This is a genomic window from Actinoplanes sp. DH11 (assembly GCF_020873875.1).
GTDB lineage: Bacteria > Actinomycetota > Actinomycetes > Mycobacteriales > Micromonosporaceae > Actinoplanes.
On sequence record NZ_JAHWGU010000209.1, the window covers coordinates 1 to 282 of the forward strand.

General features: G+C 68.8%; 1 protein-coding gene. It reads right to left on the minus strand.

Features of this window, described 5'->3' with window-relative positions:
- On the minus strand, positions 1–241 hold a 241-nt coding region (locus LPA41_RS41465; RefSeq protein ID WP_229077010.1), incomplete at its 3' end, for a hypothetical protein.
- Positions 242–282: the final 41 nt, after the last annotated feature.

Sequence of the window (282 nt, forward strand, 5' to 3'; positions counted from 1 at the left end):
GGCCGGCCACCGCCAGCGCCTGCACGATCGAGGTGGCCTCGTCGCGGCCCTTACGGATCGTCGGCAGACACACCCCGTCGACGTGCGTCGCGAGCGCACCGGACGGGCCCACCTCGATGAACCGGGTGACACCGGCGGCACGCATCGCGGCGACACCGTCAGCGAACCGGACGGGCTGGCGGACCTGCCGCACCCAGTACTGCGGATCCATCACCTCGACACCGACCGGCTCACCGGTCACATTCGAAATCCAGCCCAACGACGGCATCTCGAAATCGATGT